The 22553-nt window shown below is 68.0% G+C and carries 29 protein-coding genes; 22 read left to right on the forward strand and 7 right to left on the reverse strand.

What is annotated here, in order from left to right; translation table 11 throughout:
- Window positions 1–8 precede the first annotated feature (8 nt).
- Window positions 9–1097 (forward strand): amidohydrolase family protein, encoded by a 1089-nt coding sequence (locus FO044_RS05800; protein WP_143965413.1) that lies wholly within the window; start codon window positions 9–11, stop codon window positions 1095–1097.
- Between the two features lie 13 nt (window positions 1098–1110).
- Here FO044_RS05800 and FO044_RS05805 read toward each other — a convergent pair whose 3' ends face one another.
- Window positions 1111–1767, reverse strand: coding sequence for a GAP family protein (locus FO044_RS05805; protein ID WP_132993662.1), 657 nt, complete (start codon window positions 1765–1767; stop codon window positions 1111–1113).
- Window positions 1768–2049: 282 nt separating this feature from the next.
- On the opposite strand from FO044_RS05805, the gene rpsP reads away from it, so the two are divergent.
- From rpsP to dprA, 12 genes are all read left to right on the forward strand, one after another.
- A complete protein-coding gene (gene rpsP / locus FO044_RS05810; RefSeq protein ID WP_132993661.1) occupies window positions 2050–2526 on the forward strand; it encodes a 30S ribosomal protein S16 in 477 nt (158 codons plus the stop codon).
- Window positions 2523–2765 (forward strand): RNA-binding protein, encoded by a 243-nt coding sequence (locus FO044_RS05815; RefSeq protein ID WP_132993660.1) that lies wholly within the window; start codon window positions 2523–2525, stop codon window positions 2763–2765. The genes rpsP and FO044_RS05815 overlap by 4 nt, the downstream gene beginning before the upstream one ends.
- 11 nt (window positions 2766–2776) lie before the next feature.
- Window positions 2777–3313, forward strand: coding sequence for a ribosome maturation factor RimM (gene rimM / locus FO044_RS05820; protein ID WP_132993659.1), 537 nt, complete (start codon window positions 2777–2779; stop codon window positions 3311–3313).
- Between the two features lie 4 nt (window positions 3314–3317).
- Window positions 3318–4034 carry a tRNA (guanosine(37)-N1)-methyltransferase TrmD gene (gene trmD, locus FO044_RS05825; protein ID WP_132993658.1) on the forward strand — a complete coding sequence of 239 codons (717 nt, stop codon included), beginning with the start codon at window positions 3318–3320 and terminating at the stop codon, window positions 4032–4034.
- A gap of 59 nt (window positions 4035–4093) precedes the next feature.
- Entirely contained in the window at window positions 4094–5347 is a 1254-nt protein-coding gene (locus FO044_RS05830; protein WP_132993657.1) for a hypothetical protein, read from the forward strand.
- Window positions 5348–5524: 177 nt separating this feature from the next.
- The gene (rplS, locus tag FO044_RS05835) at window positions 5525–5866 is read left to right on the forward strand and encodes a 50S ribosomal protein L19 (protein WP_132993656.1); all 342 of its coding nucleotides are present in this window, start codon (window positions 5525–5527) and stop codon (window positions 5864–5866) included.
- 151 nt (window positions 5867–6017) lie between these two features.
- A complete protein-coding gene (gene lepB / locus FO044_RS05840) occupies window positions 6018–6869 on the forward strand; it encodes a signal peptidase I (protein ID WP_235831492.1) in 852 nt (283 codons plus the stop codon).
- A 21-nt stretch (window positions 6870–6890) separates the two neighbouring features.
- Complete coding sequence (locus FO044_RS05845) at window positions 6891–7550, forward strand: ribonuclease HII (RefSeq protein WP_132993654.1); 660 nt, start codon at window positions 6891–6893, stop codon at window positions 7548–7550.
- Window positions 7550–7861, forward strand: a complete 312-nt coding sequence (locus tag FO044_RS05850; RefSeq protein WP_132993653.1) for a DUF2469 domain-containing protein — start codon at window positions 7550–7552, stop codon at window positions 7859–7861. Before FO044_RS05845 ends, FO044_RS05850 begins: the two co-directional genes overlap by 1 nt.
- Window positions 7862–7986: 125 nt before the next feature.
- Window positions 7987–8382: a YraN family protein gene (locus FO044_RS05855; RefSeq protein ID WP_132993651.1), complete on the forward strand. Its 396-nt coding sequence runs from the start codon at window positions 7987–7989 to the stop codon at window positions 8380–8382.
- A 12-nt stretch (window positions 8383–8394) separates the two neighbouring features.
- On the forward strand, window positions 8395–9900 hold the full coding sequence (locus tag FO044_RS05860; RefSeq protein WP_143965949.1) for a YifB family Mg chelatase-like AAA ATPase: 1506 nt from the start codon (window positions 8395–8397) through the stop codon (window positions 9898–9900).
- A 41-nt stretch (window positions 9901–9941) separates the two neighbouring features.
- On the forward strand, window positions 9942–11084 hold the full coding sequence (gene dprA, locus FO044_RS05865) for a DNA-processing protein DprA (RefSeq protein WP_244945791.1): 1143 nt from the start codon (window positions 9942–9944) through the stop codon (window positions 11082–11084).
- A 16-nt stretch (window positions 11085–11100) separates the two neighbouring features.
- Here the strand turns inward: dprA and FO044_RS05870 are convergent, their stop codons facing one another.
- Window positions 11101–11697, reverse strand: coding sequence for a hypothetical protein (locus tag FO044_RS05870; protein WP_143965415.1), 597 nt, complete (start codon window positions 11695–11697; stop codon window positions 11101–11103).
- An 87-nt stretch (window positions 11698–11784) separates the two neighbouring features.
- Between FO044_RS05870 and FO044_RS05875 the strand changes: the two genes are divergently transcribed.
- Together FO044_RS05875 and FO044_RS05880 are read left to right on the forward strand one after the other, a co-directional pair.
- Window positions 11785–12588 (forward strand): siderophore-interacting protein, encoded by an 804-nt coding sequence (locus tag FO044_RS05875; RefSeq protein ID WP_132993648.1) that lies wholly within the window; start codon window positions 11785–11787, stop codon window positions 12586–12588.
- A 43-nt stretch (window positions 12589–12631) separates the two neighbouring features.
- Window positions 12632–13561 carry a tyrosine recombinase XerC gene (locus FO044_RS05880; protein WP_143965416.1) on the forward strand — a complete coding sequence of 310 codons (930 nt, stop codon included), beginning with the start codon at window positions 12632–12634 and terminating at the stop codon, window positions 13559–13561.
- Here FO044_RS05880 and FO044_RS05885 read toward each other — a convergent pair.
- A complete protein-coding gene (locus tag FO044_RS05885; protein ID WP_143965417.1) occupies window positions 13509–14072 on the reverse strand; it encodes a M23 family metallopeptidase in 564 nt (187 codons plus the stop codon). The genes FO044_RS05880 and FO044_RS05885 overlap by 53 nt on opposite strands.
- Window positions 14073–14356: 284 nt before the next feature.
- Between FO044_RS05885 and rpsB the strand changes: the two genes are divergently transcribed.
- Together rpsB and tsf are read left to right on the forward strand one after the other, a co-directional pair.
- Window positions 14357–15253 (forward strand): 30S ribosomal protein S2, encoded by an 897-nt coding sequence (gene rpsB, locus FO044_RS05890; protein WP_132993645.1) that lies wholly within the window; start codon window positions 14357–14359, stop codon window positions 15251–15253.
- 58 nt (window positions 15254–15311) lie between these two features.
- Window positions 15312–16136 (forward strand): translation elongation factor Ts, encoded by an 825-nt coding sequence (tsf, locus tag FO044_RS05895; RefSeq protein ID WP_132993644.1) that lies wholly within the window; start codon window positions 15312–15314, stop codon window positions 16134–16136.
- A gap of 79 nt (window positions 16137–16215) precedes the next feature.
- Here the strand turns inward: tsf and FO044_RS05900 are convergent, their stop codons facing one another.
- Window positions 16216–16689: an SRPBCC family protein gene (locus tag FO044_RS05900; protein ID WP_207924510.1), complete on the reverse strand. Its 474-nt coding sequence runs from the start codon at window positions 16687–16689 to the stop codon at window positions 16216–16218.
- 5 nt (window positions 16690–16694) lie between these two features.
- On the reverse strand, window positions 16695–17081 hold the full coding sequence (locus tag FO044_RS05905; RefSeq protein ID WP_132993642.1) for an ArsR/SmtB family transcription factor: 387 nt from the start codon (window positions 17079–17081) through the stop codon (window positions 16695–16697).
- 205 nt (window positions 17082–17286) lie between these two features.
- Here FO044_RS05905 and pyrH point away from each other — a divergent pair, with 205 nt between their 5' ends.
- The 3 genes from pyrH to FO044_RS05920 all read left to right on the forward strand — a co-directional run bounded on the left by pyrH (window position 17287) and on the right by FO044_RS05920 (window position 19502).
- Window positions 17287–18039: a UMP kinase gene (gene pyrH, locus FO044_RS05910; protein ID WP_132993641.1), complete on the forward strand. Its 753-nt coding sequence runs from the start codon at window positions 17287–17289 to the stop codon at window positions 18037–18039.
- 75 nt (window positions 18040–18114) lie between these two features.
- Window positions 18115–18672, forward strand: a complete 558-nt coding sequence (gene frr / locus FO044_RS05915; protein ID WP_143965418.1) for a ribosome recycling factor — start codon at window positions 18115–18117, stop codon at window positions 18670–18672.
- Window positions 18669–19502, forward strand: coding sequence for a phosphatidate cytidylyltransferase (locus FO044_RS05920; protein ID WP_143965419.1), 834 nt, complete (start codon window positions 18669–18671; stop codon window positions 19500–19502). The genes frr and FO044_RS05920 overlap by 4 nt, the downstream gene beginning before the upstream one ends.
- 9 nt (window positions 19503–19511) lie before the next feature.
- On the opposite strand, the gene FO044_RS05925 is transcribed toward FO044_RS05920, so the two are convergent.
- A complete protein-coding gene (locus FO044_RS05925) occupies window positions 19512–19838 on the reverse strand; it encodes a LapA family protein (RefSeq protein ID WP_143965420.1) in 327 nt (108 codons plus the stop codon).
- A 31-nt stretch (window positions 19839–19869) separates the two neighbouring features.
- On the opposite strand from FO044_RS05925, the gene rlmN reads away from it, so the two are divergent.
- Window positions 19870–20976: a dual-specificity RNA methyltransferase RlmN gene (rlmN, locus tag FO044_RS05930; protein WP_143965421.1), complete on the forward strand. Its 1107-nt coding sequence runs from the start codon at window positions 19870–19872 to the stop codon at window positions 20974–20976.
- Window positions 20977–20983: 7 nt separating this feature from the next.
- On the opposite strand, the gene FO044_RS05935 is transcribed toward rlmN, so the two are convergent.
- Window positions 20984–21247, reverse strand: a complete 264-nt coding sequence (locus FO044_RS05935) for a DUF2631 domain-containing protein (RefSeq protein ID WP_132993636.1) — start codon at window positions 21245–21247, stop codon at window positions 20984–20986.
- A 74-nt stretch (window positions 21248–21321) separates the two neighbouring features.
- Between FO044_RS05935 and dxr the strand changes: the two genes are divergently transcribed.
- Complete coding sequence (dxr, locus tag FO044_RS05940) at window positions 21322–22542, forward strand: 1-deoxy-D-xylulose-5-phosphate reductoisomerase (protein ID WP_425323586.1); 1221 nt, start codon at window positions 21322–21324, stop codon at window positions 22540–22542.
- Window positions 22543–22553 lie beyond the last annotated feature (11 nt).

A 22553-nucleotide genomic window follows, 5' to 3' on the forward strand; every position in this document is an offset into this window, starting at 1 on the left:
GACGCGTGGTGAGCACCGGCGCACAGCACTTCGCGGGCACCGATCCGTTCACCGGTGAGTCGCTCGAGTTCTGGGTGTCCGGCGGCACCGTGTCGTTCGAACCGGTCGCGGGAGCCGACACCGCGGTCGGCGGCCCGGACGCCGCCTGGATCGTGCCCGGACTCGTCGACGCGCACAACCACGTCGGCATCGCGCCGGGCCTCGGCGTCACGATCGACCGAGCCCGCGGGTTCGCCTACGAGGACGCACAGGCCGGCGCCCTGCTCATTCGCGAGGTCGGCTCACCGCTCGACACGCATCCGCTCGATGACGATCCCCGCTGTCCGCGGTTTCTCCGCGCGGGCAAGCACATCGCGCGCCCGAAGCGGTACCTGCGCGATTACGGCGTCGAACTCTCCGATCCCGACCTGCTGGCGAATGAGGTGGCCAGGCAGGCGCGTGCCGGTGACGGCTGGGTGAAACTGGTCGGGGACTGGATCGATCGCGAGGCAGGCGATCTCACGCCGCTGTGGACTCGTGCGCAACTCGACACCGCCGTCGCGACCGCTCACGAGCACGGCGCCCGTATCACCGCCCACGTCTTCGGTGCGGCGGCGCTGCCGGACATCGTCGCCGCAGGCTTCGATTCGATCGAGCACGGCACGGGCCTGGACACCGACCTCATCGACGAGATGGTCCGCCGCGACATCGCGCTCGTCCCCACGCTCATCCAACTCGAGAACTTCCCGGGTATCGCCGATTCGGCCGATCGCTTCCCGAAGTACCAGGAGACGATGCGCAGGTTGTACGACGGTCGTACGGCTGTGTTCGCGGCAGCGCGCGAAGCCGGAGTGCGAATCTACGCGGGCACCGATGCCGGGGGATTCATCGGACACGGGCGGATCATCGACGAGGTGGAGGCGCTCACCGGAATCGGCTTCTCGCCGTTGGACGCGTTGGCCGCGGCGTCGACCGCCCCGCGGGACTGGCTGGGCGTGCCCGGCATCGCCGAGGGAGAGCGGGCCGACTTCCTCGTGCTGGACGCCGACCCCGCGGACGACCTGTCGACGCTGCGCAGACCGGTGCACGTGGTGTGCTCCGGGGAGAAGATCGGCTGAGGTAGCGCTCGGGTCAGGAGAGAATCTGCTGTACGCCGATGGCGATCAGCAGCACGGTGACCAGCCATCCGGCTCCACGTGCGACGGTGCCCTGGTTCCGTCGGGCCTTGCCGAACAGCCGTCCGATCCACGATCGCGGCCGTTGCCGGACCACCGCGAGCGCGAGGCCGGCGAGGACCGGGAGGCTGAGCGCGACCGTCGCATACAGGATCAATCCCAGATAGCGCGTGTTCGCCGGAACGTCACTCGCCGACAGGACGGCCAGACCCGCGTAGAACGGCACCGAGGTAGCCGACTGCACCAGGCCGAGGATGAATCCGACCAGGACGGTCAGCGGCGACGGGGAGCGAAGGGGGGAGAGGATTCGGTCGATCAAGCTCGACGAATCTCCGCCGCGCCAGGTCAGGAAGGCCGTGAGGATGCCCGTCAGGATCAGCAGGATGCCGAAGACCGGCGAATCGATGACCGTGCTGACTACCGACTCCAGACCGTCGAAGGCGAGCAGAACGATCACTGCCAGCACGAAGACACCGAGCCAGTCGCCGAGCAGCAGCAGCGGAGCGATGTGCCGGTACCGGCCGGGCGCCAGCATCAGAGCGAGTGCGACGAGGACGCCGATGAGGAGCACGTTGACCGAGTCGACGAACGCAAGCGACAAGGCATGCAGCATGGGCTTGATCTACTCCGGTCGTCGTCCGGCGCCTCCGAACGGTCGCCGATGTCTCGCTGACACGCTACCGGTCTCCTCGCGAGAACCCCGATTCCGGCAGAGCGGAAGAAACCGGGGAGCCGACCGGTTTGGGCTTGGCCTGCGCCTCTGGCAGAATGAAACGCTGGTTCGCCGGAGCCGGCCAAGGCCGACCGGCGGTCACCCCGTAAGAGATCGCAAAACCGGGCTCGCCGACATGGACGGGTCGCTGAATTGCGCTGTGACATAAAAGGAGACGCCACCATGGCCGTCAAGATCAAGCTCACCCGAATCGGCAAGATCCGCAACCCGCAGTACCGCATCGTGGTCGCCGACGCCCGCACCCGTCGCAACGGCCGCTTCATCGAGACCATCGGCAAGTACCAGCCGAAGGAAGAGCCGTCGTTCATCGAGGTCGACTCGGAGCGCGCACAGTACTGGCTGAGCGTCGGCGCACAGCCGACCGAGCCGGTCGAGAGCATCCTCAAGGTCACCGGTGACTGGCAGAAGTTCAAGGGCCTGCCGGGCGCCGAGGGCACGCTGAAGGTCGCCGAGGAGAAGACCAGCAAGCTGGACCTCTTCAACGCCGCGCTTGCTGCCGCGGAGAGCGAGCCGGCCGCTGACGCGACCACCGCCAAGAAGAAGGCCAAGAAGGCCGACGAGAAGCCCGCTGAGAAGGCCGACGAGGCTGCCGCAGAGAAGCCCGCCGACTCCGCAGGCGACGACAAGGCAGACGCGTGAGCACTGTCGTCGCAGACGCAGTCGAGCACCTCGTCCGAGGAATCGTCGCGAACCCCGACGACGTCCGCGTCGATCTGATCACCGGCCGTCGTGGCCGCATGATCGAGGTTCACGTGAGCCCGGAGGACCTGGGCAAGGTCATCGGTCGCAACGGTCGTACGGCGACCGCGCTGCGCACCCTGGTCACCGGTATCGGCGGCCGCGGGATGCGCGTCGACATCGTCGACACCGACCGCTGACGAGTCAGTAGATGGATCTCGTCATCGGCCGCGTCGCCAAGACGCACGGTGTTCGCGGTGAGCTGGTCGTGGACGTGCGCACCGACGATCCCGATCAGCGATTCGCGGTCGGCACCCGATTGATCGGCCGTGCCCCCAAGGGAGCAGGCGAGAACGAGTACGAAGTGGCAGCCGCCCGGCCTCACGCCGGGCGGCTGCTGCTGTCGTTGGCGGGGGTGAACGATCGCGGTGCGGCCGATGCACTGCGTGGAACGCTGTTCGTCATCGACGCCGCGGCCGTCGACTCCGGTGACGATCCGGACGAGTTCTACGACCACGAGCTGGAGGGGCTGCCGGTCACCACGGTGGATGGAACCGCGGTCGGCGTCCTCGAGTCGGTGCTGCATCTGCCCGGCGGCGAGGTGCTCGCAGTGCGGGCTGCCGATGGTCGGGAGATCCTCGTTCCGTTCGTCCGGGAGATCGTGCCGACGGTGACCCGGGACGGGATCGAGATCGACCCGCCGACCGGACTGATCGACCTCGACGCGGCGGCGTCGGAACGGGACTGACGACGTGCGCATCGACGTCGTGACCATCTTCCCCGAGTATCTCGACCCGCTTCGGGCCGCACTGCTCGGTAAGGCCGTCGACGCGGGGCTCATCGATTTCGGTGTGCACGATCTGCGGAACTGGGCGCGCGACGTGCATCGCAGCGTCGACGACACTCCGTACGGCGGCGGACCGGGCATGGTGATGAAACCCCAGGTGTGGGGCGAGGCGCTCGACGAGGTATGCCCCGACGACGCGCTCCTCGTCGTGCCGACGCCTGCGGGTGTCCCGTTCACCCAGGCGACAGCGGAGCGCTGGAGCGAGGAACGCCACCTGGTCTTCGCCTGCGGTCGTTACGAGGGCATCGACCAGCGCGTCTTCGACGATGCGGCCCGCCGTGCGCGCGTGGAGGAGGTGTCGCTCGGCGACTTCGTGCTCATCGGCGGTGAGGTCGCCGTTCTCGCGATGGTGGAGGCCACCACCCGGCTGATGCCCGGCGTGCTCGGCAACCCTAAGTCGCATCAGGAGGACTCGTTCTCCGATGGACTGCTCGAAGGGCCGAGTTACACGCGACCCAGAACCTGGCGAGACCTGGAGGTCCCGCCGATCCTGCTCTCCGGTGACCATGCCAAGGTCGCGGACTGGCGTCACCGCCGGTCATTGGAGCGGACACGCGACCGGCGCCCCGATCTGCTCGCCCCCGATCTGCTTGACTCCGGCCTGCTTGATGAGGACAGCTGAATCTCGGCGGGTCGCGGAACCCTGAGCGCGCTACGCACGTCTGAACTCGTATGGGCACGGTGTGGGCGAGTATCGAGGAGACGCTCGCGCGCATCGACTCGATGGATGCGGGTGCCGCCGCAGCCGACGCTGCCGAACTCCGCCGCATCGTCGCGGCCGCGGCAGCGGTCGCGGGACGATTGAGCGCTGCGTTCGCGCCGACGGACGGGCTCTCCGGACGGTCCGCCGAGGGCGCGTCCGCTGCCGGTGCCGCGTTGGCGACCCGGATCGAGTCCGCATCGCAGACCTTGTCGCCGGGGTCGGCGGCCCTCGACGGTGCGTCCGCCGCGCTGGACGGGAGCATCGCGAGTCGTGACCGGGTCGCAGCCCTCGGACGTCTCGAGGCCGAGTTTCCGGAGCTGCGCGTCGCCGTCGTCGGCACGCTGAACGGTTTGATGGGCGTGGCCTACAACAGTCCGATGTCGGCGAGCGCGGGTTCGGTGTCCGCGGCGGGAGGTCCGGAGTCCGGGAGCGGCGGCCGCCGGGGTTCGGCGACGGTGTGGAGTGCGGTTGCGGGCGGACCCGTCGCCGGTGTCGCCACGAGCGGGGCCGGATACGGCACCGGACTCGACGGTTCGACGAGCGCCGCCGGAGTGCCCGAACCCGTAGGGCTACCGGTAGAACAGCCGGTGGGACGGAGCGCCGACCCCGTGGTCTCGCCCGGAACCTCAAGGAACGTCGCGACGGACGGGTCCGGCTCCGGTGGTCACGCCAGGTTCCGGGGCGGCGGTTCCGGTGCAGGCGGGGGATCGGGGCCGGCCGGACCTGCGGGTGGCGGCCCGTCCCGGAGTCCGGTCGGGTCCGCCCACGCCGGCCGTGCCGATCCCGTGGCGATCTCCGGTGAGGCGATCGCACCGCCGTCCGGTGCAGTGCTGTCGGGGATGCCGCCGACGATGCCGATGACCGGCTTCGCGGGCGGCGGACCGGTGACACCGCGTGCCGGGCTACCCGGTGCCGCGATGAGGAACAGTGGAGCCGGCGGTACCGGACTCCCGTCAGCTGCGGCATCCCCGCCGCCGACATCCTCGCGTCCCTCGGCGCCCGCGGGAGGCTATCCATCGGGCGCGGCACGCAGACGCGACGACGAGACTTCGCGTGGACCTGCCGACTACCTGCGGTCGACCAGGGAGGGCGAGCTCCTGCTCGGCGCGCAGCCGTTGGTGACGCCGCCGGTGCTGCCGCCGCGCCAGAACGTGATGCACGGGGCCGAGCAGCCGGGCTCGGGCAACAGCTCCGGTGACGAGGTGGAGCAGGAGCTCGATCCGACCCTGTGAGCGGATTTCACTAAGGCCGATTCATCTGGCAGAATGTTTCAGGTTGCCTGTCGCGGCTGGTGAATCCGGCTGCGCAGCGCACTACCCAATGACTCGGGCATGAACCGGTCGAACCCGCCGCGCCTCGCGGAGCGGGTCGCCAGGTTCCTCTGTCCTGCTGAACGAAACGGACCTGATATGAACATCCTCGACTCTCTCGACAAGGCGTCGCTGCGCGACGACGTCCCCGAATTCGCGCCCGGCGACACCCTCGACGTGCACGTCAAGGTCATCGAGGGCTCCAAGGAGCGCGTCCAGGTGTTCAAGGGCGTCGTGATCCGTCGCCAGGGCGGCGGCATCCGTGAGACCTTCACGGTCCGCAAGGTCTCGTTCGGCACCGGCGTGGAGCGCACCTTCCCGGTCCACAGCCCGACCATCGCCAAGATCGACGTGCTGACCCGCGGTGACGTGCGTCGCGCGAAGCTGTACTACCTGCGCGACCTGCGCGGCAAGGCAGCCAAGATCAAGGAGAAGCGCTGAGCTTTCCCGCTCGGCGGTCGTGAGATCGTCGCAGCGAAGAGTGCCGGCCCCATCGCGTCGTCGATGGGGGCCGGCATTTTCTTGTATGCGGCTCTTCCTGCGGACGGTGCCGTGCGTGGTCCGTTCGTCGGGAGTCGCTAGGCTGTTATCCGTGGACGACAACTCTGAGGCTTCCTCCCACGACGATTCCGCGCGCGACGCCGCGCCCGGAGGCGCGAACCAGGACGGTGGGGCTCAGGATCGGAAGTTCACGATCCGGGACGCCGACGAGGTGAATCAGCCGAAGAAGAAGCGGGGCTTCCTCAAGGAGCTCCTGGTCATCGTCGCCATCGTCCTGGCGCTGATGTTCATCTTCACTCAGTTCCTGTTCCGGCAGTACGTGGTGCCGTCCGAGTCGATGGAGCCGACGCTGCACGGGTGCTACGGGTGCAGCAACGATCGCATCGTCATCGATAAGTTCGGCTACCGATTCGGGGACCCGGAGCCAGGCGACGTCATCGTCTTCGAGGGGCCGACCGAGTCGTGGAACGCCACCTGGTCGTCGCCGCGCTCGTCGAACCCGGTCCTGCACAAGGTGCAGGACGTGCTCTCGTGGTTCGCACTGGCGCCGCCCGACGAGAACAACCTCGTCAAGCGGGTCATCGCAACGGGTGGTCAGACGGTTCAGTGCCGGAACGAGGACGGCAAGGGAGTGACCGTCGACGGTGAGGCGCTCGATGAGCCGTATATCGACAAGAGCCTGCAGGTGGATACCAGCACGGCGTCCGGCGGGGTGCTCGGCGGCGGCAGCTGCTACGGGGAGGACTTCGGGCCGATCAAGGTTCCCGACGACCACGTGTGGGTGATGGGCGACAACCGTTCCAACTCGGCGGATTCGCGTGCCCACATGGACGACGAGTTCCAGGGCACGATCCCGGAGTCGGAGATCCGCGGCAAGGTGCGATTCATTCTGTACCCGTTCTCGCGCATCGGCGGCGTCGACGCCGTCAACCCGCAGGGCTGACCCTCAGGAAACTCGACGACGATGTCCCGTGCAGATCGCTGGCCGCCGCGGTCGCCAGTTCGCAAGGCAGCCTCGCTGCGCACCCTCGAGTTCACGCTGGCGCGTCAGGGCCTCGGTCCGGTCGCGGGCGTGGACGAAGCCGGCCGCGGCGCCTGCGCGGGTCCGCTCGTGGTGGCCGCATGCGTGCTGGGCGGCTCGCAGAGCCGAGCGCTCGCGGAGCTGGACGATTCCAAACGGCTCACCGAGGCGAGGCGGGAGAGGCTCTACGGCGCGGTGACCCGATATGCGGTCAGCTGGAGCGTCGTAGTGGTCGAGGCGGCGGAAGTGGATCGGATCGGGGTGCACGTGGCGAACATCGAGGGGATGCGGCGCGCGGTCGCCGGATTGTCGATGCGCCCGGGGTACATCCTCTCGGATGGATTCCAGGTTCCGGGTTTGACGGCTCCGTCGCTGCCGGTGATCGGCGGCGACGCGAACGCCGCCTGCATCGCCGCCGCCTCGGTGCTGGCGAAGGTGACTCGCGACCGTCTGATGGTGAGCATGGACGAAGCCGTTCCCGGATACGATTTCGCAGTTCACAAGGGATACAGCACGGCCCACCACATGTCGTGCCTTGACACGCTCGGTCCGTCGTCGCAGCACCGGCTCTCGTACCGGAACGTTCGCGATAGGCTTGCATGATGAGCGCTGAGGACCTCGAGAAGTACGAAGCCGAGATGGAGCTGTCCCTGTACAAGGAGTACAAGGACATCGTCGGGCAGTTCACGTACGTGGTGGAGACCGAGCGCCGGTTCTATCTCGCGAACGGGGTCGATCTGATTCCGCGAAGCAGTGACGGCGAAGTGTATTTCGAGATCCACATGACTGACGCCTGGGTGTGGGACATGTACCGTCCCGCACGTTTCGTGAAGCAGGTTCGGGTCGTGACGTTCAAGGACGTGAACGTCGAAGAGCTCGAGCGTTCGGAGCTGCGGCTACCCGACGAGCCGTGACCGATGATCGGGCGAGTGCGCCTGCGATGCGCTGATCCTGTGGATCACGCCGAAGCTGTCCACAATCGGGGGCCGGATTCCTTTTCGCTCGTCACGCCGGGACAGTGTGGACGATCGTGGCTGGCATGGGGGAAGCCACACAGCGTCCGGACCGGCGCAGACACATCGGCAGGCTCGGCGAGGACATCGCCGCGGCCTACATCGAACGACTGGGCTGGCGTGTGCTCGACCGGAACTGGCGGACCAGATACGGCGAACTCGATCTGATCGCCGCCGACGGCGACTCGCTCGTCGTCGTCGAAGTGAAGACCCGAGCCAGCCGCACGTTCAGCGACCCGGCCGAGGCGATCACCGTGCAGAAGCTGCGGCGCATGCGACGCCTCGCCGGCCAGTGGCTGTCCGCGCAGGACACCCGGTGGCGGACGGTGCGTTTCGATGCGGTGGCGATCCAGCTCGACATCGCCGAACCCGAAGACCTTGAGCGAGCCCGGATCTCGCATCACTCCGGCCTGGTGGAGTGAGCAGCCGTGAGTGTGTCGGGCAGCGTGCACTCGGTGGGGCTGAACGCCTTCGCCGCCGACGTCATCGAGATCCAGGCGAACACGAGTCAAGGACTTCCGGGATTCACCATCAGCGGTAATCCGGATTCGTCGCTGCGCGAGGCGAAGGAGCGCGTCCGGGCCGCGATCGTCAACAGTGGGGGAAAGTTCCCCGATTCGAAGGTGACCGTGGCACTCGCTCCGGCGAACCTGCCGAAAAGCGGTGCGGGATTCGACCTTCCGATGGCGGTCGCGGTACTGGTCGCGACCAAACAGGCTGCTGGAACGTTGCTGCCCGACACCGTGCTGATCGGGGAACTGGCGCTCGACGGTCGGTTGCGCGGGGTGCGCGGAGTGCTGCCATTGCTCTTGGGCGCTCGACGTGCTGGGTTCCGCCGGGCAGTGGTGCCGACGGCGAACGTCACCGAGGCCGCGCTGGTGTCCGGTGTCGAGGTCGGCGGGGCACACTCGCTCTCGGACGTGGTCGCTTGGCTCGCAGGCGATCTCGCACTCGACACCGTGGACGGCGACACCGAGGCGCCCACGCCTCCCGGCATCCCGGACCTCGCCGATGTGGCCGGGCAGCCAGCGGCTCGGCATGCGCTGGAGGTGGCGGCGGCCGGTAGTCACCACGTGCTGATGACCGGTCCGCCGGGAATCGGCAAGACGATGCTGGCGTGCCGACTGCCCGGAATCCTTCCAGGACTCGAACCGGACGAGTCCCTCGAGGTGACGGCGATTCACTCGGTCGCAGGCACGCTGCCCGCGTTTCGGCCGCTCATCGGCTCGCCGCCGTTCGTAGCTCCCCATCACAGTGCGAGCATCACGTCGTTGCTCGGCGGCGGAACGGGGATGGCCCGCCCAGGTGCCGTTTCCCGCGCGCACCGCGGGGTCCTGTTTCTGGACGAGTGCGCCGAGATGGGGGCTAAGACGCTAGATGCGCTGCGGCAGCCGCTGGAGGAAGGGGTCGTGCGTATCACCCGGAGGGACGGCACCGCCACCTATCCGGCGCGTTTCCAGCTGATCCTGGCCGCGAATCCCTGCCCGTGCGCCCCGGCCAACGACGTCGACTGCGTCTGCACCTCGGTGGTGCGTCGCCGCTATCTCGGCAAGCTGTCCGGACCGCTGATGGACCGGATCGACATCCGCGTGCAGATGGAGCCGCCCGGGAACACGGCTCTGATGACCGAAAGCGGGGAATCGAGCGCCGATGTAGCAGCGCGGGTCGCTACCGCGAGGAGTGCCGCACGCGATCGCTGGCGCGAGCACGGCTGGCTGACGAACGCGGAGGTGCCGGGCAGCGCGCTGCGGCGGCGGTACCGCCTGCCGGCCGTCGTCCTCCGGCCGATCGAGATGTTCCTCCGCGAGGGTCGGGTCACCGCGCGCGGAGCGGATCGCGCACTGCGCCTGGCATGGACGTTGTGCGACCTGCGGGGCGGCACGCAGCCGAACGAGGACGACGTCGCACAGGCGCTGATGTACCGGGACCGAGGCAGTTGATGAGTTCGGTACCGGGAAGATCGAGAGCGGGGGAGCCGACCATGGGAGATGCCGATGCACCGGACGAGGCGCAGCGGAGGGCGTTCGCCTATCTGTCGGCGGTCGCCGAACCGCCTGCCGCATCGCTGATCGGACTGGTGGCGGCCATCGGTCCGGAGGAGGCGGCCGCAGCGGTCAGGGCACGGAGTGTCCCGGCGGGACACTCGGCCGCCCTGGCTGCGACGGAGGCCCGCGTCGGTGGCGCGGACGTCGAGCAGACGCTCGCAGTGTGCGACCGCATCGGTGCCCGGGTGGTGACGCCGCTCGATGACGAGTGGCCTGCCTGGGCGCTGTCGATCCTCGACCGCGCGTCGACGGCGTCGCGCGGTGGCGCACCGCTGGCCTTGTGGGTGCGCGGGCCGGGATCGCTGAGCGCACTCGGCGATGCGGCGGTGGCGCTCGTGGGGTCGCGGGCGGCGACTTCGTACGGCGAGTACGTCGCCACGCAGTTCGCGTCGGGTCTGGCGGGACAGGGGCGAGCAGTGGTGTCGGGAGGCGCGTACGGGATCGACGGTGCGGCGCACCGCGGCGCCCTGGCCGCCGGCGGTCTCACCGCAGCAGTGCTGGCGTGCGGCATCGACCGCGACTATCCGTCCGGTCACGCGCGACTCCTGCAGGAGATCGCGGCGACCGGGCTGATCGTGTCGGAGTACGCGCCGGGGACCGCGGCGGCCAAGTACCGCTTCCTGACGCGCAACCGCCTAGTCGCGGCACTGTCCGGCGCCGTCGTCGTGGTCGAGGCCGGGCGACGGTCCGGTGCGGCGAACACCGCGGCGTGGGCCACGCGGCTCGGAAGACCGCTCGGGGCAGTGCCCGGGGCGGTCACGAGCGCGACGTCGGTCGGGACGCACGCGATGATCACCGACGGCGCGGCGACGCTCGTCGCCGACGTCGATGCTGCGGCGTCGCTGGTGGCCCCGGACGGTGCCGACGCCCGGGGCCGGGCACCGTCACGGCCCACCGACGAACTGCCTCCGGATCAGTTCCGCGTGGTCGAATCGTTGCCCGCCTACGACGCGATCTCGATCGATGAGATCGCGTTCGTCTCCGGAATCGCCACGGGCGCAGTGCGAAGAGCGCTCGCCGCACTGGACGTCGGCGGACTGGTCGAGGAGGATCGCGGCCGGTGGAGACTGCGCCGTTGAGTCGGGGTCCTCTGGCTCAGCGGATCGTGAACTCGATCCCGTTCGCGCCGGGCGGCGTGCACAGCGGTGCGCGGTCGGGGCGCTGCGCTGCCGGAGGTGTGTCGAGCGCTGCGGTCACCCGGTAGCGTCCGCGCGCGGTCACCGGCCACACGGTCGCCGTCATCCCGCCGGACTCCGCCACCCGATGACTTCGGATCGACGCCGGAGCGCCGGAGCCACCGTCGACCTCGACGTCGAGCGACATCGCCGATCCTGGCTGGATATCGGTCAGCGCGGCCCGGACGGCGTCGATGGCCGGGGCGAATGTCGGGATCGGCCGGGACCGGCTGGGCACAGGTGCGCCGTCGCGGCGCACGTCGCGGATCCGCAGGCTGCCGATGCCGTGCCTCGGCATCGAGCATGCATCGGTGGAGTCGTTGCGCACGACGAGGTTCAGTCGGGGTGCGGTGCCCGTGGGGTAGTGATCGCGTGCGGTCCGCAGTTCGGCGTGGACGGTGTCCGGCTCGCCGGGCCCTGAGCACCCGGCCGCGCAGGCGGTTGCGCAGCCGACCGCGCAGATCACCGCGATCACCGGGACAGGGGGCCGTCGGGTCCGGGGCACGTGACGTCGCATGCCGGTGTTTCTACTCCGATCGCCGGGCCTCCGGAGGCGGAGTGGACGATCGGGTTGTTAGGCTGACCTAAGAGCAAAGGAGGTCGCATGGCGAAGCGGCAGAACACGATGACGGTGCTCCGCACCGAGGACCTCACAGCGCACATGCGCCGGATCTGGCTCGGGGGCGATGGTTTCGACGACTTCGAGCCGACCGGTGACACCGACATGTACGTCAAGATCCTGTTCGAGCAGGAAGGGCAGGAGGAGCCGGTCAAGCGCACCTACACGGTGCGATCCCTCGATCCGGAGAACCGCGAGATCGCGATCGACTTCGTGGTGCACGGCGAGGAGGGGATCGCGGGCCCGTGGGCGGCGCGTGCTCAACCAGGGGAGACGGTCCGGTTCCTCGGTCCGGGGAGCGGCTACCGCCCGGATCCCGATGCGCCGTGGCACTTGCTCGTGTCCGACGAGGCCGGCCTGCCTGCGCTGGCCGCCGCGCTGGAGGCGTTGCCGTCAGACGCGGTCGCCAAGGTGTTCATCGAGGTGTCGGGTGCGCAAGACGAACTGGACCTCGCAGCTCCGGCGGGCGCGGAGATCACCTGGGTGCACCGCGGTGCGGGCGCGCACGACGCAGCAGACTCCGCGGCCGGCGACAACGCGCCGGTCATCGCTGCCGTCAGATCTGCGGACTGGCTCGACGGGGAGCCGCAGGTCTTCATCCACGGCGAAGCACAAGCGGTCATGAAGAACCTCCGCGCGTACGTGCGCAAGGAACGAGGCGTCAGCGCGAAGCGCGCATCGTCGATCTCCGGCTACTGGCGCCGGGGGCGCACCGAGGAGGGGTTCCGCACGTGGAAGGCGGAGTGGAAGGCCGAGCAGCGCGTCTCAGGCGGCGCCGAGTCGAGTTAGGCGACGAGACGAGTCAGCCGGTACCTGCGGCTAGGCTCGGAACATGGCCGACGTGATGGCAGCTTTCACCGATCACCTGCGCTACGAGAAAGCGCGCAGTGAGCACACCGTGCGCGCCTACACCGGGGACGTACGGGGACTGATCGCGTTCGCCGGGGCGCGCGGCGTCCCGATCTCGGGCATCGACCTGTCGCTCCTGCGCGCGTGGCTGGCCGAGCAGACCCGGCGCGGCGCCGCGAGGTCGACGATCGCGCGGCAGGTGTCGTCGGCCAAGACCTTCTGTACCTGGGCGGTCCGCGACGGCGTGATGGCGTCGAATCCGGCGACTCGGCTGCAGGCCCCGAGAGCGCAACGAGTGCTGCCGACTGTGCTCGCTCCCGAACAGGCCGCCGCCGCCATCGACGCAGCTTCCGAGCCTCCGGATGCAGTGCCCTCCGATGGCGGTCTCCCGGAGACAGGGTCTCCGCGTCCGGTAGCCCTTCGCGACCGGGTGATCCTGGAGTTGCTGTACTCGTGCGGCATCCGCGTCGGGGAGCTCTGCGGACTCGACTTCGCCGACGTCGACGCCGATCGCCGCGTCCTGCGGGTGATCGGAAAGGGCGACAAACAGCGGAGCGTCCCTTACGGCAGGCCTGCCGAGGAAGCACTCCGGTTGTGGCTCACCGTCGGACGGCCGGAGCTTGCCACAACGGCGTCCGCCGATGCCCTGCTCCTGGGCGTGCGTGGGGGCCGCCTCGATCAGCGGATGGCTCGGAGCGTCGTGCACCGAGCCACCGGCGACGGTGAAGGGGCCTCGATCGGACCGCACGGGCTGCGGCACAGTGCGGCTACTCACCTTCTCGAGGGAGGCGCGGACCTTCGCGTCGTGCAGGAGCTGCTCGGGCACTCGTCGCTGGCGACGACGCAGCTCTACACGCACGTCAGCGTGGAGCGTCTGCGGGCGGTGCACGACCAGGCGCATCCGCGGGCGTGAGGGGCTTCAACCGGACGCGCAGCGCGCCGAGGAGTCCGAGTGGGTTGAGATACCGCGCGCTACTGCCGCTGCCGCGGCGCGCACCCCAGTGCAGACACGCCTGCGCGGTGCACCCGGGATGACCGGGCTCGAGCGTGCCGATCACCTGACCTGCGGCGACGTGGTCGCCTTCCGGCACGATCGGACGGACCGGCTCGTAGGTGGTCAGGATGCCGTCCGCGTGCCGGACCGACACCACTGATCGGCCGGCCACGGCTCCGGCGAAGTGGACGGTTCCGGACCGTGCCGCGAGAACCGCTGACTGCGCGGTTGCTCGCAGGTCCACACCTCGGTGGCCGGGTAACCAGCGCTGTGCCGGCGGGTCGAAGCCGCGGACCACGTCGGGCACCGGTGCGAGCGGCCAGTCGTAGGCGCGCGTGGCCCACGACTCCGGAGCCGGACGGGCCGCGGAGCCGAGCAGCGCGAGCATCGCGACCAGAGTTCCGATCAGGCAGCGGCTCTGCGGCGTCATGCAAGGTATGACGCGGCCCGGGCCCGGCCGGTTCCGTCAACCCGTCCGCGGGGGCGGATCAGCGGCAATTTTGCTGGTCGCACCGCATGGGAGTAGTCTGGCCGACGCACTCGGGTATGTCCCGGGTGACTTCGCGCGTCCGCGCGACTCCAAGCGAGGGAACTCGTTCGGGGAAGAGGTGCCGTTCTGCGCGGTCCCGGATCACCGATCCAGGGTGCAGGCGGCGGCGGGCGCCAGGGTCGGCCATCATACCGAGGCCGACGTCAACTGCTAGAGAGGACATCATGGCTGTCGTAACCATGAAGCAGCTGCTTGACAGCGGCGCGCACTTCGGGCATCAGACCCGCCGTTGGAACCCGAAGATGAAGCGTTTCATCTTCACCGACCGCAACGGCATCTACATCATCGACCTGCAGCAGACGCTGTCGTACATCGACCGCGCCTACGAGTTCGTCAAGGAGACCGTCGCTCACGGCGGCACCATCCTCTTCGTCGGCACCAAGAAGCAGGCGCAGGAGTCGATCGCCGCAGAGGCGACCCGCGTCGGCATGCCGTTCGTGAACCAGCGCTGGCTCGGTGGCATGCTCACCAACTTCCAGACCGTGCACAAGCGCCTTCAGCGAATGAAGGAAATCGAGGCCATGGAGCAGACCGGTGGCTTCGACGGTCGCACCAAGAAGGAAATCCTCATGCTCACGCGTGAGAAGAACAAGCTTCAGCGCACGCTCGGCGGTATCCGCGACATGTCGAAGGTTCCGTCGGCCGTGTGGGTCGTCGACACCAACAAGGAGCACATCGCCGTCGGCGAGGCTCGCAAGCTGAACATCCCGGTCATCGCGATCCTGGACACCAACTGCGACCCGGACGTCGTCGACTACCCGATCCCGGCGAACGACGATGCCATCCGCAGCGCCGCTCTGCTGACCCGTGTCATCGCCTCGGCAGTCGCCGAAGGCGTGCAGGCACGTGCAGGCCAGGGTTCGGCGGACACCAAGCCGGAGAACGCCGCAGGCGAGCCGCTCGCCGAGTGGGAGCAGGAACTGCTGTCCGAGGCATCCGCGCCGGTGGCGGAGACCGCCGCCGCTCCGGCTGCCGAGGCACCGGCTACCGAGGCTCCGGCTGAGACCGCGGCACCCGCAGAGGCTTCGGCCGACGCTCCGGCCGCTCCGACTGCAGAATAGAATTGCGGCGGGACTGCCTCGTCACATCGAAGATTCCCAAGAAGGAGGATCGCCTCACATGGCGAACTACACCGCTGCGGACGTGAAGCGTCTGCGCGAAATGACCGGTTCGGGCATGCTCGATTGCAAGAACGCGCTGGCCAACAACGATGGCGACTTCGACAAGGCCGTCGAAGAACTGCGCATCAAGGGTGCCAAGGATGTGGGCAAGCGTGCTGAGCGCTCCACCGCCGAGGGCCTCGTCGTCGCTCGCGACGGCGTCATGGTCGAGCTGAACAGCGAGACCGACTTCGTCGCGAAGAACGACGAGTTCCAGAAGCTGGCCGACGACATCCTCGGTGCTGCGGCGCAGATCCGCACCAACGATGTCGAGGCTCTTCAGGGAGCACCTCTCGGCGACGGCACCGTCGCCGAGGCGGTCGAGGCCATGTCGGCCAAGATCGGCGAGAAGCTGGTTCTGCGTCGTGTCGCCTCGTACGACGGTGACGTCGCGCAGTACCTGCACAAGCGTGCGTCGGATCTGCCGCCGGCCGTCGGCGTGCTCGTCCAGTTCACGGGCGAGGGCGACGCTGCTGCGGAGGCCGCTCGCGGCGCCGCCATGCAGGTTGCCGCACTGCGTGCCAAGTACGCCAGCCGCGACGAGGTTCCGGCCGACGTCGTCGAGAACGAGCGTCGCATCGCCGAGGAGACTGCGAAGGCCGAAGGCAAGCCGGAGCAGGCTCTCCCGAAGATCGTCGAAGGCCGCGTCAACGGCTTCTACAAGGACGTCGTCCTCGTGGACCAGCCGTCGGTCACCGACTCCAAGAAGACCGTCAAGGCGGTCCTCGAGGAGTCCGGCGCCAGTGTCGTCGCGTTCACGCGCTTCGAGGTCGGCCAGTACTGATCTTCATCAGCGCAACGGAGAAGCCCGGTACCCCGCAAGGGGCACCGGGCTTCTCCGTTGTGTGAGGGCGTCTCGGGGGTCACGCCGTCAGGGTCGCGCTCAGTTCCTCGAACGCCTCGACCCAGCCGTCGTACATGCCGTGCTCGGATCCACGGTCGTCGGCGACGCCCTGCACGTGGAACCGCATGTGGCAGGTGCCTTCGGTGCTCTCGCTCAGTTCCACGGTGATCAACGGCGGGTTCTCGTCGACGGCGTCGGCGGTCGGCGACGCGGTGTCCGCACCCCAGGTGAACTGGAGGAGTTCGGGTTCGACGATCCTCGTGTAGGTGCCGACGGTGGGATACTCGGTGCCGTCGGGGGCGACCATCGTGTACGCGTAGGTGCCGCCCTCACGCAGGTCGATCCGCAGGGAGCCGTCTTTGACGATGACCTCGTGCGGATGCCACCACAGTGCGGCGACGCTCGGATCGGTCCAGGCCTCCCAGATTCGCCGACGGGATGCCTTGAAGCCGTACTCGATGGTGAACTGCTTCTCGGTCGGGTCAGTGCTCATTGTCATCACTCCTTCTCATTGTGTTGATCGACATCGACATCGGATGACGGTCGGGGGTCTGTTCGTTCTGCTGCGAGCGATTCGAGCGTTCGCTCGAGTCGTGCGAACCGGTCGAGCCAGATGCCGCGGTTCTCGGCCACCCAGGCCTGGGCCTGAGTCAGCGGCTCCTCGCGCATCTCGCACGTCCGCCACCGGCCCGCCTTGGTGCGGACGATCAGACCCGCCCGCTCGAGCACGTTGAGATGCTGTGTCACTGCGGGTCTGCTCATGGACAATGGTTCGGCCAGGACCGAGACGGTTGCCGGGCCATGGGCGAGTTGTTCGAGAATGCGCCGGCGGTTGGGGTCGCCGAGTGCCTGGAACGTCGCACTCAGCGCGTCGGTCTCCTCCATGTGTAAGCAACTCCTTAATTAAGTGATGACTTAACTATGACATCGGTTGTGAGGTACGTCAACGGGGCGGGAGGATGTGAGCGCGCCGAGGGTGCCGGATCGCGGCCGGTCGGCGTGGACGGCGACGTCTCTTCTAAGATGAATGGGATCGGTTCCGGGGCACTGGTTGCTGGCGGAACGAAGACGTCGAGGTGGAAGAGGTTCGATGACTGCGCAGTCTCCGGCGCAAGCGCCGAAAGGCGGTTACCGCCGAGTGCTCCTCAAGCTCGGTGGCGAGATGTTCGGCGGGGGTCGGGTAGGACTGGACCCGGACGTGGTGGCCGCGGTGGCCGACCAGATCGCCGAAGTGGTGGCCGATGGCGTTCAGGTAGGCATCGTCATCGGCGGTGGGAATTTCTTCCGCGGTGCGGAGCTGCAGCAACGCGGCCTGGATCGCTCACGGTCGGACTACATGGGAATGCTCGGCACGGTGATGAACTGCCTCGCACTGCAGGACTTCCTGGAGAAGCGCGGGATCACCACGCGCGTGCAGTCAGCCATCACGATGGGGCAGGTCGCAGAGCCCTACCTGCCCTTGCGTGCGGTTCGCCATCTGGAGAAGGGGCGTGTGGTGATCTTCGGTGCCGGGATGGGAATGCCGTACTTCTCCACCGACACGACGGCGGCGCAGCGCGCACTCGAGATCAAGGCCGAGGTCGTCATGCTGGCGAAGGGCGTCGACGGCGTCTACTCGGACGATCCGCGCACCAACCCGGATGCCGAGCTGTATCACCGGACCACGCACCGGGAGGTGATCGAGAAGGAGCTGAAGGTGGCCGATGCGACCGCGTTCAGCCTGTGCATGGACAACAACATGCCGATTCTCGTGTTCAACCTCCTCGAACGAGGCAATATCGCACGTGCGGTGGCGGGTGAGCCGATCGGCACGTTGGTCGGCACCGACCCCGTCGGCAGGTGACCGAAACCGGAAACCGGGCTCGCGCAACGAGACCCCGCTATTGAGACAAGACTTGAGACAAGGACGGACAGCCCCATGATCGACGAAGCTCTGCTCGACGCCGAGGAGAAGATGGAGAAGGCCGTCAGTGTCGCACGCGACGACATGGCCTCCATCCGCACCGGACGGGCCAATCCTGCGATGTTCAACAGGATCGCCATCGACTACTACGGCGCGCGGACTCCGATCACCCAGGTGGCCGGAATCAACACTCCTGAGCCGCGACTGGTCGTCATCAAGCCGTACGAGGCATCCACGATGGGCGACATCGAGACCGCGATCCGCAATTCGGATCTCGGCGTCAACCCGACCAACGACGGTCACGTGATCCGGATCGCCATCCCACAGCTCACCGAGGAGCGGCGCAAGCAGCTCGTGAAGCAGGCGCGCGGCAAGGGGGAGGATGCGAAGGTCGCGATCCGCAACGTCCGACGTAAGGCGGCCGATGAGCTCAAGCGCATCCAGAAGGACGGCGACGCAGGCGAGGACGAGGTGGGCCGCGCTGAGAAGGAACTCGACAAGACCACCCACGAGTACACCGAAGCCGTCGACGACCTGGTGAAGAACAAGGAAGCCGAGCTGCTCGAGGTATGACCGAGAAGACGACGTCCAGAGCCGGGCGCAACCTCCCCGCTGCCATCGGGGTCGGCGGTGCCCTCGGCATCATGCTGATCCTGGTTCTGGTGTTCGTGCCGATGGTCTGGTTCGCGGTCGTGTCGATCGCCCTGGCCATCGCGTCGTGGGAGGTCGGCAAACGCCTGCGCGAACGGGACTTCGGCGTCGCGCTGATCCCGATCCTGGTGGGCGGTCAGGCGATGATCTGGTCAACGTGGCCGTGGGGGATCGAGGGCGCGTTCGTCGCGTTCGCCGCGACCGTCCTCGTGATCATGGTGTGGAAGCTGTTCGCGCAGGGACTCGAGAACGCTCCAGAGCACTACGTGCGCGACGTGTCACTGTCGATCCTGGTCCTCGCCTGGCTGCCGATGCTCGCGACGTTCGCCACCGACATGGTGACGCACGAGGACGGGAAGTTCCGGGTCCTCACGATGATCATCGTCGTCGTCTGCTCGGATATCGGCGGCTACGCGGCGGGCGTTCTGTTCGGCAAGCACCCGATGGCCCCCGCGATCAGTCCGAAGAAGTCGTGGGAGGGTTTCGCGGGGTCCGTTCTGGTCGGCACCGTCGGTGCGATCGCCTGCTCGCTCTGGCTGCTCGATGCGCAGTGGTGGGTCGGAGTGGCCCTCGGCCCGTTGATGGTCATCGTCGCCACTACCGGCGATCTCGTCGAGTCGCAGTTCAAACGCGATCTCGGCATCAAGGACATGGGGACACTGCTTCCCGGCCACGGCGGCATCATGGACCGACTGGACTCACTGCTTCCGTCGGCCTTCGTGAGCTGGGCGGTGCTGACTCTGCTGTTGTGACGCAGCAGGTCAGCCGTTGATCGACTTCTTCAGCGCCCTCTTCATCTGGAACAGCCTGGCTCCGCTGAGTAGTGCGGTGATGAGCGCGCCCGCGATCGCCGCGATCAGCAGGCTCACCCCGACCGGGACGTTCGCAGTGAGATTCAGGAAGTGGATCTCCTGCGATTCGGTGTTCTGCAGGATGAAGATCAGCAGCAGGATCGTCACCAGGATGCCGACGATCCAGCCGACGTACGTGGCTCGCGTGCGGGTATGCGCGATGGCGTCCGCCGCCGTGCGGTCCGTGGTCGGCAGATCGGGGTTCTCGGTGCGGTCGTGCGGTTCATGGGTGGTCATCTGCCAATGATCGCATGAGAGAATGGATTTTATGACGTCTCTACCGTTGGTTTTCGATGCGCCCAAGCGAGGGCTGCCACCGAAGCACTTCGCCGACATGGATGAAGCCGGTGCGGTCGCTGCGGTCGCCGATCTCGGGCTGCCCAAGTTTCGCGCGAATCAACTCGCCAAGCACTACTACGCACGGCTGACCGGCGACGTCGCCGAGATGACGGATCTGCCGGCCGGTAAGCGGGAGGACGTGGCGAGAAGCCTGTTCCCGACGCTCATGACCCCGGTCCGGAACATCGCCTGCGACGACGGTTCCACGCAGAAGACGCTGTGGCGACTGCACGACGGCACCCTGCTCGAATCGGTGCTGATGCGCTACACCGACCGGAACACACTGTGCATCTCCTCACAGGCGGGCTGCGGTATGGCGTGCCCGTTCTGCGCCACGGGGCAGGGCGGTCTGGACCGCAACCTGTCGACCGCTGAGATCGTCGACCAGGTGCGTGCGGCGGCGCGTTCGCTGCGTGACGGTGCGCTCGGGGAGCCGGGGCGGCTGTCGAATGTGGTGTTCATGGGCATGGGGGAGCCGCTCGCCAACTACAAGCGGGTGGTGGACGCCGTCCGGAAGATCACGTCGCCGTCGCCCGCGGGCTTCGGGATCTCCGCTCGCTCGGTGACCGTGTCGACGGTGGGTCTGGCCCCGGCGATCCGCAGACTCGCGGACGAAGGCCTGTCGGTGACGCTCGCGGTGTCGTTGCACACTCCGGACGACGAGCTGCGCGACACGCTGGTGCCGGTGAACAACCGCTGGTCGGTGGCCGAGGTGCTCGACGCTGCGCGCTACTACGCGGATCAGACCGGCCGGCGCGTGTCGATCGAGTACGCGCTCATCCGCGACGTGAACGATCACCCGTGGCGTGCTGATCTGCTGGGCCAGAAACTGCGCCGTACGCTGGGGTCGCTCGCGCACGTGAACCTCATCCCGCTTAATCCGACGCCGGGGTCCAAGTGGGACGCCAGCCCGAAGCCGGCGCAGGACGAGTTCGTCCGGCGGGTCCGTGAGCAGGGGATCTCGTGCACGGTTCGCGACACCCGCGGGCAGGAGATCGCGGCGGCCTGCGGTCAGCTCGCTGCGGAAGAGGGCTGAGAGGCAGCTACCGCCGCCACGTGCCCTTGCGCGGGATGATCTTGTAGGTCGCGTAACCGATCAGGACGATCGCGATAGCGATGAGGTAGATGTCCTCGACGTGACCGATGTGGTTGCCGACCAGCATGCCGAGGCAGATCAGGCCGGATACGAACGCAGCGATCGCATACGTGCGGGGTGCGGTGCCATGCCAGCCGAATCGTGCTGACGGCGCGTTGGCAGGCTCGCGGACCCACCCGGTATCGATGTGGTCGACCTCAGTGCTTGCCACGTCCACTCCTTATGACAGCCAGTAGTAGTTCGGGCTACAGCATAACGGGTGCGCGGTGGCGTGCGGCGGCAGGGATGGACCGGACTCGCCCGCTGCGTCGACCGATGGCCGTGGTGGACAATGGCGGTGTGACGACACGTGTGCTGATTCTCGGTTCGACCGGTTCCATCGGGACCCAGGCGCTGGAGGTGATCGCCGAGCATCCCGACATGTTCGAGGTCGTCGGTCTCGGTGCGGGCGGCGGGAACCTGGAACTGCTCGGGCGGCAGGTGGCGCAGACGAGGCTGGCCCCGTCGCGAGTCGCCGTCGCGGATGCGGCAGCCGGCGCGGCGTTCGGCGATCGGCTGGGTGGGCGCGTCCTGGCCGGTGACGACGCGATGGTGCAGCTCATCGAATCGGTGGACGCCGACGTGGTGCTCAACGGGGTGGTCGGGGCGATCGGCTTGCGTCCGAGTCTCGCGGCTCTGAAGACGGGCGCACGTCTCGCACTGGCGAACAAGGAGTCGCTCGTGGCCGGCGGTGCGCTGGTGCTCGACGCCGCTGCCCCCGGTCAGATCGTGCCCGTCGACTCCGAGCACTCGGCGATCGCGCAGTGTCTGCGCGGTGGATCGGCCGACGAAGTGGATCGACTCGTCCTGACCGCGTCGGGCGGCCCGTTCCGCGGGTGGTCCGCAGAGCAGGTTCGCGACGTGACGCCCGATCAGGCCGGGCAGCATCCGACGTGGTCGATGGGGCCGATGATCACCCTGAACTCGGCGACGCTGGTGAACAAGGCGCTCGAGGTGATCGAAGCGCATCTCCTCTTCGACGTTCCGTACGACCGCATCGACGTGACGGTGCATCCGCAGTCGATCGTCCACTCCATGGTCACCTTCGTCGACGGCGCCACGATCGCGAAGGCGTCGCCGCCCAGCATGAAGCTCCCGATCGCGCTCGCGCTGGGCTGGCCCGATCGCGTGCCCGGGTCGTCGCTCGCCTGCGACTGGACCCAGTCGGCAACATGGACCTTCGAACCGGTGGACGACGAGGTGTTCCCGGCGATCGCGCTGGCGCGCCAGGCGGGCACGACCGGTGGCAGCTTGACCGCGGTGTACAACGCGGCGAACGAGGTCGCCGCCGACGGGTTCTTCGCCGGGGCCATCTCGTTTCCGCGGATCGTCGGCGTGATCGGCGATGTACTCGCCGAGGCCGACCAGTGGTCGGTGCGGCCGGGTACTCTGGGCGAGGTTCTGGCGGCCGACCGGTGGGCGCGCGAGCGTGCGGCGCGCTTCGTCGCCGCTGCCCGGGAGCGGTGAAGGTGGTCGTG

Source organism: Gordonia zhaorongruii (assembly GCF_007559005.1).
GTDB classification, from domain to species: domain Bacteria; phylum Actinomycetota; class Actinomycetes; order Mycobacteriales; family Mycobacteriaceae; genus Gordonia; species Gordonia zhaorongruii.

What these genes read in the sequence shown, in the direction of transcription:
- FO044_RS05805 (WP_132993662.1), bottom strand. Translation starts at nt 1,767, where the DNA reads ATGCTGCATGCCTTGTCGCTTGCGTTCGTCGACTCGGTCAACGTGCTC.
- dxr (WP_425323586.1), top strand. Translation starts at nt 21,322, where the DNA reads ATGGACCGGACTCGCCCGCTGCGTCGACCGATGGCCGTGGTGGACAAT.
- FO044_RS05850 (WP_132993653.1), top strand. Translation starts at nt 7,550, where the DNA reads ATGAGCGCTGAGGACCTCGAGAAGTACGAAGCCGAGATGGAGCTGTCC.
- rplS (WP_132993656.1), top strand. Translation starts at nt 5,525, where the DNA reads ATGAACATCCTCGACTCTCTCGACAAGGCGTCGCTGCGCGACGACGTC.
- FO044_RS05845 (WP_132993654.1), top strand. Translation starts at nt 6,891, where the DNA reads ATGTCCCGTGCAGATCGCTGGCCGCCGCGGTCGCCAGTTCGCAAGGCA.
- FO044_RS05875 (WP_132993648.1), top strand. Translation starts at nt 11,785, where the DNA reads ATGGCGAAGCGGCAGAACACGATGACGGTGCTCCGCACCGAGGACCTC.
- FO044_RS05870 (WP_143965415.1), bottom strand. Translation starts at nt 11,697, where the DNA reads ATGCGACGTCACGTGCCCCGGACCCGACGGCCCCCTGTCCCGGTGATC.
- frr (WP_143965418.1), top strand. Translation starts at nt 18,115, where the DNA reads ATGATCGACGAAGCTCTGCTCGACGCCGAGGAGAAGATGGAGAAGGCC.
- dprA (WP_244945791.1), top strand. Translation starts at nt 9,942, where the DNA reads ATGGGAGATGCCGATGCACCGGACGAGGCGCAGCGGAGGGCGTTCGCC.
- pyrH (WP_132993641.1), top strand. Translation starts at nt 17,287, where the DNA reads ATGACTGCGCAGTCTCCGGCGCAAGCGCCGAAAGGCGGTTACCGCCGA.
- FO044_RS05880 (WP_143965416.1), top strand. Translation starts at nt 12,632, where the DNA reads ATGGCCGACGTGATGGCAGCTTTCACCGATCACCTGCGCTACGAGAAA.
- FO044_RS05885 (WP_143965417.1), bottom strand. Translation starts at nt 14,072, where the DNA reads ATGACGCCGCAGAGCCGCTGCCTGATCGGAACTCTGGTCGCGATGCTC.
- FO044_RS05900 (WP_207924510.1), bottom strand. Translation starts at nt 16,689, where the DNA reads ATGAGCACTGACCCGACCGAGAAGCAGTTCACCATCGAGTACGGCTTC.
- FO044_RS05920 (WP_143965419.1), top strand. Translation starts at nt 18,669, where the DNA reads ATGACCGAGAAGACGACGTCCAGAGCCGGGCGCAACCTCCCCGCTGCC.
- FO044_RS05925 (WP_143965420.1), bottom strand. Translation starts at nt 19,838, where the DNA reads ATGACCACCCATGAACCGCACGACCGCACCGAGAACCCCGATCTGCCG.
- tsf (WP_132993644.1), top strand. Translation starts at nt 15,312, where the DNA reads ATGGCGAACTACACCGCTGCGGACGTGAAGCGTCTGCGCGAAATGACC.
- FO044_RS05855 (WP_132993651.1), top strand. Translation starts at nt 7,987, where the DNA reads ATGGGGGAAGCCACACAGCGTCCGGACCGGCGCAGACACATCGGCAGG.
- rpsB (WP_132993645.1), top strand. Translation starts at nt 14,357, where the DNA reads ATGGCTGTCGTAACCATGAAGCAGCTGCTTGACAGCGGCGCGCACTTC.
- FO044_RS05905 (WP_132993642.1), bottom strand. Translation starts at nt 17,081, where the DNA reads ATGGAGGAGACCGACGCGCTGAGTGCGACGTTCCAGGCACTCGGCGAC.
- rimM (WP_132993659.1), top strand. Translation starts at nt 2,777, where the DNA reads ATGGATCTCGTCATCGGCCGCGTCGCCAAGACGCACGGTGTTCGCGGT.
- rpsP (WP_132993661.1), top strand. Translation starts at nt 2,050, where the DNA reads ATGGCCGTCAAGATCAAGCTCACCCGAATCGGCAAGATCCGCAACCCG.
- rlmN (WP_143965421.1), top strand. Translation starts at nt 19,870, where the DNA reads ATGACGTCTCTACCGTTGGTTTTCGATGCGCCCAAGCGAGGGCTGCCA.